The following is a 9,669-nucleotide window of genomic DNA, read 5'->3' on the forward strand; positions in this document are numbered from 1 at the left end:
GGTAGTCTCGGTCATGACGTATCGCTCTTCTTGAAGAGGTTCTGGCAGGCTCGACACCCGCCTCGATACGTCGCCCTTCTCACACCGTCATCACCCAGTTTCCGTCATAGCTCACTGCTGGCCTGGCACCGCCAGAGCCGGCGGCTTGAGACGATCCCGGGCATCGGCTTCATCACGGCCACAGCGATCGCAGCGACCGTAACAGAGCCATCTCTCTTCCGCTCCGGCCGGGAGTTTGCCGCATGGCTGGGCCTGACACCGCGGCCGAACTCCTCGGGCGGCAAGGAGCGGTTGGGGCGGATCTCGAAGATGGGCGATGGCTATTGCGAACGCTGCTGGTGGTCGGTGCCACGGCTGTCATTCGCTACGCGCGCACGAAGGCTGCGGCAGGTTTCACTTGGTTCAGCAGCCTGCTGGCCCGAAAGCCGACCCGTGTTGTCTCGATCGCGCTGGCCAATAAAACGGCTCGTATCGCTTGGGCGCTGCTGGCCAGAGGAGAGGTCTACCGGTCTGCCCCTCCGGCTGCCGTTTGAGTACCGCCACGGGTTGAAGTTCTTCGTTTGGGAAGGGTGATGATGACGTGATGCAAACCGGTCGAGCCGGGATCAGGCAAACCCGTGCGGTTGTCAGAGCATCAAGCTCGATAACGTGATTGGGACCCGATCTGCGGACTAACATCAAGGACCGCGGTCACATGAGCCGCACTCACAGGCCGGAGATATGACTCACATGGGGAATTCTCGATCAAGCCATCATTTCTAACAGGTCATATTTACCTCATCGCTGGAGTTGAGGATCCAAGGTCTGAGCCAGTTGCACAACGGCGCCGTCGCCGCTGGAAACTCACATCCGGTCGCCGCTTCTCGCGGCCGCACCAATATCCCGCATGCGTCGGGAGGGCTCAGGTGGACGCGACCATTCTGCACCTCGGCATTTAGCCCTACATATCTGCGGTTCGTCCGCCTGGATCCTGCAAGACTGATCAGGTCTTGCGGATTGAAAGAACGAGGTCCGTTGCCTATGCGGATCGCAAGGCAGCGCCTTCGGGGAGAATTCCAAGAGTGACGTACCGCCACAGACTGATCAGGAGCTTCCGCGCCATCGCGACAATCATCACCCGTCGGATCCGGCCAGCGTTGAGCTCAACCCGCTGGCAGAACCAGGTGGCCAGGGCCGATTGCGGCTGGTGTCTCAGCCAGAGCCAGGCCAGCTGGATCATGGTGGTTCGCAGGCGCGGATTGCCGGCTTTCGAGACGCCTTGTTCCCGGTCGATGGATCCGCTCTGCCAAGGCGTGGGTGCCAATCCGGCATAAGACGCGATCTGCCGTCGATTGTCGAAATGGCGGAAAAGACCCTCGAGCCAAAGAACGCCCGCAAACTCGGTGCCGATGCCTTTCAAGCTCATCAAGATCGCTGCCGGTGAGGGCAACGTCTCGTCCTCTCCCGCTGCGACGAACAGGGCATCCCGTTCAGCGTCGACGGTACTGATCTGTTGGAGGATCAGCTCAAGCCGATCGAGTTCACGGCTGATCTGCCTCTTCAGGTGATCCGGGAGAGGCCGACCATCTCCTGTCATGAGCTGTTCAAGCCGCTTCCGTCGGTTGCCGCGCAGGGGTTCATAGTCGGTAATCCCCTGCGCAAAGAGCAATCCCTTGATCCGATTGACGTGTTCAACCCGTTCGACCATCAGCGTCTTGCGTTCACGGACCAATCGGCGACGATCTTCTTCTTGCGGACTTGGCGCCTGGACCATGGCGCACACGCGGGGCTCTCCGCGCTTGTAGGCCATGAGCGTTCGCACCAGGGCTTCGCCGTCGATGCGGTCGGTCTTGGCCCGCCGGCGCCGGCGCGATACGGCGATCGAAGCAGGATCCACGACATAGCTCTCGATGCCCTCGCGTTGCAGAACACGATGGATCCAGAAGCCATCAAGACCTGCCTCTTGAACGACGATGATCGGAAAGATCTGCCCGGTTCGAACCCGCGCCTTCTCGCACAGCTGGGCAAATCGCGCCAGGAGTTCGGCCACATCTCCGCTCCGGACGCTGTGCTTGGACATCTTCTCCCCAGCACCCGGCGAGAGCGAGGTGATCAGCCAGACGGAGCGACTGAGCTCCATCGAGACGAAAATGGCGCTAAGATCGGTACGGATAGCGGTCTGCGTGGGCCGGGGATCGATCGACATAGGTCGCCTCCAGAGTGGTTGTACAGCAACCTCACTCTGCCATTGAGCGGATCGCTATCCACCCCCATAGGATCTGCACCCGACCACTTGCACTCACGTTCAACAAAACCCTTGCCGGCAGGGAGCGTCCAGATATGACATCCGCACCTCGAAGGATATCGACGACGCCAAACCCGGGATCTGCGCCTTTGGTCAGGACCCGCGATACGATGAGGTCGCCGACTGCTACCATGGTGAAGCCGTCCGCAACATTTTTTTGCAATCGAACCGACCACATCATAGCTACCGCCCTGCAGGACCGGACCACAACCGTTCTCGACGGAATAGATATTTGAGAAGAGGCACTGGCGGTCGATCATCACTTACGCTTGCGCGGTGTCGGCAGAACATGAGTGTCGAATTCTGCAAGATGTGCTTCGTTTGCCGCCAATGCTTGAAGCGCGCAGCTGCCGCGTCTGGACGCTATCAGTTCTACAAGACATTCGACCGCAGCGAACGCAGGAGTCATGGTGTAAAAGATCGAAGGTGTTTCGGTCGGAACGCTGATTACAACATCCGAAAGCTTAGCGATCGGAGACAGCTCACTGTCCGTCACCGCGACTAGTTTCGCACCGCGCGAGACCGCGAACTCAGCGACCTGCATTGTGTAGCGACTGTACGGGCAAACTGTAACCGCTATTAAAATGTCTCGGAAACCAATGGACCGGAGCGCATCGTTTGCCGTGCCTTCTATTCCGTGAATCAGGATGGTGGGCGAACCAAGCAGTGACCCGACATAATGCATCAGATAGGCCACAGGAAAACTTGACCGGACGCCAATGCAAAAAATTCGCCTTGCCTCCACCATAAGGTCGGCAGCTGCCGACAGCACGGCAATTGTGGAGGGCTGCGCGAACTGGCTTAGATGGCCATGCAAGACCTTAACTGTGTTACCGATGAGGACGCCATCGCCCTCGTTCTCCCGCCGCGCCAGCAATTCCTCTTCACGCCCCACGAAGCTTTCTGGCCCTCCCCTGACGCTGTCAGCGAAAACCTCCTTCAATTTTTCAAATCCATCAAAGCCAAGGCGTTTTGCAAGCCGCGATAGTGTGGTCGGAGGCACGCGTGCTCGGCGCGCCTGCTCTCTCATTGAGAGCAGTGCGACCTCGGTCGGATGATCAACCAGCCAACGCGCGGCGACTTTCATTTGCCTAGGCAACCGATCATACCTGTCCTTTATAACACTTGCGACGGGGAAATCCATTCTGATTTACTTCCTCGAGTTGGTCGATCAATGCTGAAAAACTAGCGGAGGCTGTCTGCATTGCGTGCCGCCTTTCCACCTTATCCTTCGGGCAAATCGTCCAACCAGCAGGCGCCCTCAAGGTGCGGCCGGGAAAAGATCTTTCCGATCTTTTCAGGAGTCTTATTTTGATGATATCGCATATACACGCGGCCATCGGTGCCAACGTCGAGGAGCTCGATCTTTCCTGTGTAATGGGACATGATGTATTTGAATGTCTTTTGGATGCCGCTCAGACGTTGATTGGTACCGTGCGCAATCTCTAGTCCCCGTCGCAGTGAAACTTGAAAATGCGATGCGCCTTTCACTGGCCTGCCTTGGAAGAGATAATAGGGGCGAACACCTATCTGGTGACACTTGGCGAAAGTCGCAGCCAAGATCTCGGGATCATCGTTGACTTTCGCAAGAAGCACGGACTGATTAAGAAACTGCACACCTTGTGAGCGTAACGAGCGAATGTAATGCTCCGCATCGACCGAGATTTCACCGATGTGGTCGAAATGTGTAACGATCACTGAGGCCTTATCTGCTTCATGAATCCGTTGGAACAAAGCTAGTAGAGCAGGATCCTCGAATCTCTTGGGCTCGTAGGCGAGCATTTTTGTGCCGAATCGAATCGAATTTAAATGGGGGATCGGCAGCAGATGATCAATGATTTCATCGAGCCTAGCGGTTCTGAGCACGAACGGGTCGCCTCCCGATAGCAGCACGTTCGTCATCTCAGGATGACCCTCGATATACTGCGCAATCTGCTTGAAATCAGCCGCAATTTCATCGGAGTTCTTGCCAACCATGCGTTTGCGAAAGCAATAACGGCAATATGAAGCGCAACGGTCTGTCACCAGCATCAACCCGGTCTGGGCGTACTTATGCTGAAGTCCAGGCACGACCGTGTTGTCGTGCTCGCCGCTCGTATCCAGATTTCCGGGACTCTCGAACTCTTTGAGTGAAGGCTCGACGATGTATTTAAGCTGATCATAATATCCACTGTTGGTGATCTGCTCACGATAGAATTTTGTGACACGATAACGCATGATGCCATCAGCTTGCAGCGTACCAGGGGTGACGACGCGCGTCCCCTCGATGAAATCTATGACCGCGGACGCGAGCCGTGGGTCCGAGTTGGTGGAAGATGATTGAAGCGAACGATCGAGAGGCACCGCCTCTGAATCCCACTCCGCCTGCGCCTCAAACAGCGCGTGAATGCAGTGGTCCCGGGGATATGCCGATTCCACCGGGTTCGGCTCTGCCAGAGGATGATGACGTTCCGCCTCCAGAAGTGGCGTAGACCAGACCCGCTGCCTGAGGTCAACCACCATCTGGCTCAGCGCCTGCTGCAAATAGTTCACAAACCGCTCGATCGTGCTCCGCTCAAACAGCGACGTCGCATAGATCAGCCTTCCACGAATTGCTTCGCCGACCTCAGTAAGGTCAAGTGCAAGATCATGTAGCGCTACATGTTCGCCAACGTGGACGTGCTCGATTTTAAGGCCCGGCATCTCCGCCGGCGCCGCAGCATTGCTTCGCAATGCAAGTATAACCTGGAACGTCGGGGCTTGAGCCGGCTTGTGGGGCAGATTGGCGCTTTCAACGACTTTGTCAAATGGCAGGTCTTGGCACGCCTGCGCCCGAACTGCGGCGGAATTCGCCCGCTTCAGCATTGTCTCCAGCGTCGGGTCGCCTGACAGATCGATCCGCAGCGCTAGAGTGTTGACAAATAGGCCAATCAGCCCCGCTATCTCGGGACGCGTGCGGTTGGTGCTCGGCATGCCGATGACCACCTCGTCCTGTCCCGACAGCCGCGCCAGCACGAGCGCCCAACCCGCCAGCAGAGTCACGAACAGCGTCGTCCCATGCCGTCGGCTCAGCGCGTCAAGCTGGGTGATCAGCGGCTTGTGCAACACGAACTCGACGTGGTCGCCGCTGTAGTCCTGCTGCGCCGGACGCGGCCGGTCGGTCGGGAGCTTCAGCATCGCTGGCGCGCCCGTCAGTATCGGGAGCCAGAATTCCGAGTAACGTTCCAACACCTCGCGCGTCAGGCAATGGCGTTGCCAAACCGCGTAGTCTGCATACTGCACCGGCAACGGCTTCAGCCGATCCGTGCGTCCCTCCCGGGCCGCGGCGTAGAGCTCGCTGAGCTCGCTTGTCAGGATATCCCGCGACCAGTCGTCCGAGACCATGCGGTGCATGGTGATCAACAGCACATGATCGTCTGCCGCCAAGCGCGCGAGCCGTCCGCGGACCGGTGGTCCGGCTTCAAGGTCGAACGCCGCCTGCGCTTCATCGCGCATCAAATTCGCGAACGTTGCCTCCACATCCATTGCCACGGTCAGATCGTCTTGCTCCATCGGTAACCCGACGTCCGCCGACCCTATCCGCTGGACCGGCTCGCCGTTGTCTACCCCGAAGCTGGTGCGTAGCACCTCGTGACGCGCTACCAATCTGTCCAGAGCTTCCTGCAAGGCTGCCTGGTCCAGCTCTCCCCGCAGCCGGAGCCCCATCTGGATGTGACAGGCCTCGCCGCCGGTCGCCCGACGCGACAGGGACCATAGCCGCTGCTGCGGGAATGACAGCGGCACCCGCGACCGACGCGGCAAGGCTTCAATTGGCGGGGCCGAACTCAACAGTAAATGGTCTATCGCATCGATCTGGATCGTTCGAGCAGTTTTCATGTAGCCCTCCTCAGCTGGAGAGTGCGAGACCGTAATGGTCGTAACGGATTCTTCGCCGTGTCTATGCAATCGGCGGGCCACCGACGAGGATGTGCGGGAAAGAGGTGCAAAACCATGTGTTTTCCGCGCCGCAACGGCGGGATACATGCGCCTCAGTGTGTCAGGTTTCAGACAAATGCGTCTCAACCGGACAGGGCCGAACACGACAACACGGACGTTTGAGACGATTGTTGCCACTTGGTACCCCATCTCGCTCTTCATCGTGGCGAGGCGAGTTTATCATGCGAACGAAACGCTTGCACAGGGTATCACGCAATGGAGGAACGTGCTTATCGCCCGGTTCAGGAATGGAAACAATGGGCACAACACCTACAGAGCGAGGCAGCTCGACGGGATCCGCCGCTATGTCCTTGAAGCGGATTCGCCCGAATTGCATCACACGCTCCCGAAGCTGTCACGGCCGGCGGACTCGGTATTTTCAGGGTGTCTTCGTGCGTGAAGAGACTGAGCTTTGCGGCTTCGATTGAGCAGTGGATCGAAGTCTGGGTCATGGGAATCAACAAAATGTTAGCGTGGTTCATTGCTGGTTGGCATGCTGCACTACTGGACACGCGCGGTATCGATTCCGAGGAGCTCGAGGTGGCCTTCTGAAGCGGGGTCTTGCGGGTATAAAGGGTGAAGGCATGCTCGCTCCGTAAGGGCGCGACCGTGGTGTTAGCGGCGCGCGTGCTAAGACAGGTGTTGAGGAAGCCTAAGGCTATCATCGATGTGCCGTCGCCAGTGCGCTAATGATGTTCACGAATGCCCAGTAGTCGAAAGACCTGCATGGCGGAAGAGAGAGATAGCGCCAGATTTTGGTGACGGCTTGATGGATCAGGCGGCGCGTTGAGTTTAGAATCCGGATTGCGAAGCACCAACCTCAAGGCCATCGGCAAACTTCTCTGGGCGCTTTCGACCAGCTTGAAGATTATGGCCAAAGCAGTCTGGTTCGACAGGCATCCCTTGGCGCGGATGGTTGGGTGCCGCACGGTCGCAAATGTACTTTCAATCGGGTTAGTGGTTCGCAAGTGCTTCCAGTGTTCGGCCGGGAAGTCGTAGAAGGCCAGCCGCGCATCGCGATCCTGCGTCAGGCAGCCCACGGCTTTCTCGTATTTGATCTGTAGGGCCTGGGCACATCATTTCAGTTGAGCCAGCGCGAGATCGAGCCGATGATCGACGATTCTGATGCGCTTTCGGCTGATGTGGTAGCTCGCTTCAACGGCTTCACCCAGCGGCGTCTGATCGAGGAGTTCACAGAGGCGGCCGATGGGCGACTGACCACCCAAGGCGGTGTGCGGCCGATGCCAATTCCAGTGATGCTGCCACTCCGACAGCTTCGCCTCGATCTTCGGATCTTTGGGACCGACCGTATCCTAGAACCCCTCCCGATCAGCGCGGTGCGTGCGCTCGATCTTGCCGTTCAGATGGGGCGATCGGGGCGGGATTGGCCGAAACTTGATCGCCCACTCCATCAGGCGCTGCTGAACCGCCTCGGCAAAGAACTCGCGCCCGCGATCCGTTTGGATGCGCTGGATCGGGAACGGCATCTCCTCAATCAGCCGCTCCAGAAAATCGAGAGTGTTGGCGCCCGTGGCGCGGCTGTAGACGCCGAGCACCTTGTAGCGGCTGCAATCATCGACCGCGGTGTGCTGATAGACGCCAGGCCTGATCTTGCAGACGTCCATCTGGACGCGATCGCCCGGAATAGGACGGCTGTAGCGGCGTGTTCCCTTGCGCCAGCGGCGCGGCCCCTTCAGCACCTGCTCGCCATTTCGGACGAGCGTCCGATGGATGGTGTCGAGCGACAGCGGCAGAGCGTGCTGGCGGATCAACTCATTGCGCAGTTGCTTGACCCCGAGCTTTCGCTCCCGGCGAAGTGACAGGATGAGCGCCTCCTGGGCGGCGAAGACTTTCTGGGCCGCCAAGCGATGCGGGGAGCGGCTGTGCTCCACCAGGCCAGCTTCGCCATCAGCCTGATACTGAACCGCACGGGATTTCCCGGAGGCTGGTTGGCGTGGATTTTACGCGGCCATTGGCATGACCTCAAGCTGGGCATCGTAGGCGGCTTCCGCCTCGGCAGGCGGGATGTTGCCGATGGGCTCGAGTAGGCGCCGGTTGTTGTTGGAGTGGATGCCCCCTCCCGACGGCATCGCAATGTGCCAAGGTGGTGATCGGAGTCATCACAAGCAGAGAGAGCATCCATGGAACAAGTTACCATCATCGGCTGGGATCTGGCAAAGCGGACATTCCAGGTGCACGGTGCCCGCGCCGACGGCAGCGTTGCCTTTCGCAAGAAGCTATCTCGTTCGCAGCTTCTCCCCTTCTTCGCCAAGATGCCGACTTGCATCGTCGCCATGGAGGCCTGCGCCTCGGCGCATGAGTGGGGCCGGGCGATCCGTGATCTCGGCCACGAAGTGCGGCTCGTCCCGCCGAACTATGTCGAGCCCTATGTAAAACGGCAGAAGAACGACGCAGCCGACGCGGAAGCGATCGCCGAGGCGGCGATGCGGCCAACCATTCGTTTTGTCGCCATCAAGAACGAACTGCAGCAGGCCCGTGCCATGGCGTTCAAAACACGCGATCTTCTGGTGCGGCAGCGCACCCAGCTGATCGACGCGCTGCGAGGGCACCTCGCCGAACACGGCGTCGTCGCCCCACAGGGAGCGACGAACATCAAGGCGCTGGCCGAGGCTATCGCCGATGTGGAGCCTTCGCTCGATCCTCTCATCGTCGAGCTCGGTCGTCTCTATTTCGAGCAGATCGGACAGCTGAACTGCAAGATCGATGACCTTGAGAAGCGGATCTTGCAGGAAGCAAAGCAGGCAAAGACAACCTCCCGGCTCATGACCATGCCCGGGATCGGGCCTATCACGGCAATGGCCATCGAGACGTTCGCGCCGCCAATGGAGACCTTCAAGCGCGGGCGCGACTTTGCTGCCTGGCTCGGTCTGGTGCCGCGGCAGTATTCGACCGGCGGCAAGCAGGTCTTGGGGCGTCGGCAGGCTCCTGGCTCGCGCGCATCTTGCCCCGCAAGCCTCGCATGGTTGTTGCCATCGCCTTGGCCAATAAAATGGCCCGGGCTGCTTGGGCCATGCTGATGAAGAACGAGGATGTTAAGAATGCGGCTGCGTCGGCGGCTTGATCGCTGGATCAAGCGTCACCGCACCGGGCTGTCAGGCGTGTGGGGAGGTCAAAGAACGGTAAGGGCAAACTGATCGGTCAGACCGGGGTCAAGAAACGCAAGACTGGTTTACGAACCTTGAGCTCGCGTGTGTTGATTTGCACTTGATCCGCGCATCTCCATACCGGCCCGCGGCCTGTTGATGGCCGCATCCTCAGGCCTGATACATGACCGCACCCGATCACACGCCAATACCCTCAGAAAATCCTTGCGCGAAAGGGGGCATCCATACATGTACCAATCGACCCATTCGAGGGTGGCGAACTCGACGGCCTCAAACGAGCGCCATGGACCGCGCCGATGGATCACC

At 59.0% G+C, this 9,669-nt stretch carries 4 protein-coding genes and 5 pseudogenes; 2 read left to right on the forward strand and 7 right to left on the reverse strand.

From position 1 onward, the window contains the following. Nucleotides 1-114 precede the first annotated feature (114 nt). Nucleotides 115-533: pseudogene (locus tag DC522_RS31160) on the forward strand (IS110 family transposase); the annotation flags it as partial. A gap of 485 nt (nt 534-1,018) precedes the next feature. Here DC522_RS31160 and DC522_RS31165 read toward each other — a convergent pair. The 7 genes and pseudogenes from DC522_RS31165 to DC522_RS37040 all read right to left on the reverse strand — a co-directional run bounded on the left by DC522_RS31165 (nt 1,019) and on the right by DC522_RS37040 (nt 8,328). Further along, nucleotides 1,019-2,179, reverse strand: coding sequence for an IS110 family transposase (locus tag DC522_RS31165; protein WP_371680969.1), 1,161 nt, complete (start codon nt 2,177-2,179; stop codon nt 1,019-1,021). 364 nt (nt 2,180-2,543) lie between these two features. Next, nucleotides 2,544-3,428 carry a MurR/RpiR family transcriptional regulator gene (locus DC522_RS31175; protein WP_116532355.1) on the reverse strand — a complete coding sequence of 295 codons (885 nt, stop codon included), beginning with the start codon at nt 3,426-3,428 and terminating at the stop codon, nt 2,544-2,546. An 80-nt stretch (nt 3,429-3,508) separates the two neighbouring features. Continuing rightward, nucleotides 3,509-4,561 carry a KamA family radical SAM protein gene (locus DC522_RS37635; protein WP_371680971.1) on the reverse strand — a complete coding sequence of 351 codons (1,053 nt, stop codon included), beginning with the start codon at nt 4,559-4,561 and terminating at the stop codon, nt 3,509-3,511. Between the two features lie 186 nt (nt 4,562-4,747). Then, a pseudogene (locus tag DC522_RS37640) lies at nt 4,748-6,400 on the reverse strand (condensation domain-containing protein); the annotation flags it as partial. 524 nt (nt 6,401-6,924) lie between these two features. After that, a pseudogene (locus tag DC522_RS37645) lies at nt 6,925-7,293 on the reverse strand (transposase); the annotation flags it as partial. Between the two features lie 21 nt (nt 7,294-7,314). After that, a pseudogene (locus DC522_RS31190) lies at nt 7,315-8,160 on the reverse strand (DDE-type integrase/transposase/recombinase); the annotation flags it as partial. 39 nt (nt 8,161-8,199) lie between these two features. Next, nucleotides 8,200-8,328 (reverse strand): hypothetical protein, encoded by a 129-nt coding sequence (locus DC522_RS37040; RefSeq protein WP_256369939.1) that lies wholly within the window; start codon nt 8,326-8,328, stop codon nt 8,200-8,202. A 51-nt stretch (nt 8,329-8,379) separates the two neighbouring features. Here DC522_RS37040 and DC522_RS31195 point away from each other — a divergent pair. Further along, nucleotides 8,380-9,320, forward strand: a pseudogene (locus DC522_RS31195) (IS110 family transposase). The last annotated feature ends 349 nt before the right edge of the window (nt 9,321-9,669 follow it).

Origin of the sequence: Microvirga sp. KLBC 81 (genome assembly GCF_003075415.1) — a bacterium.
GTDB lineage: Bacteria > Pseudomonadota > Alphaproteobacteria > Rhizobiales > Beijerinckiaceae > Microvirga.

What these genes read in the sequence shown, in the direction of transcription:
- DC522_RS31175 (WP_116532355.1), bottom strand. Translation starts at nt 3,428, where the DNA reads ATGGATTTCCCCGTCGCAAGTGTTATAAAGGACAGGTATGATCGGTTG.
- DC522_RS37040 (WP_256369939.1), bottom strand. Translation starts at nt 8,328, where the DNA reads ATGCCGTCGGGAGGGGGCATCCACTCCAACAACAACCGGCGCCTACTC.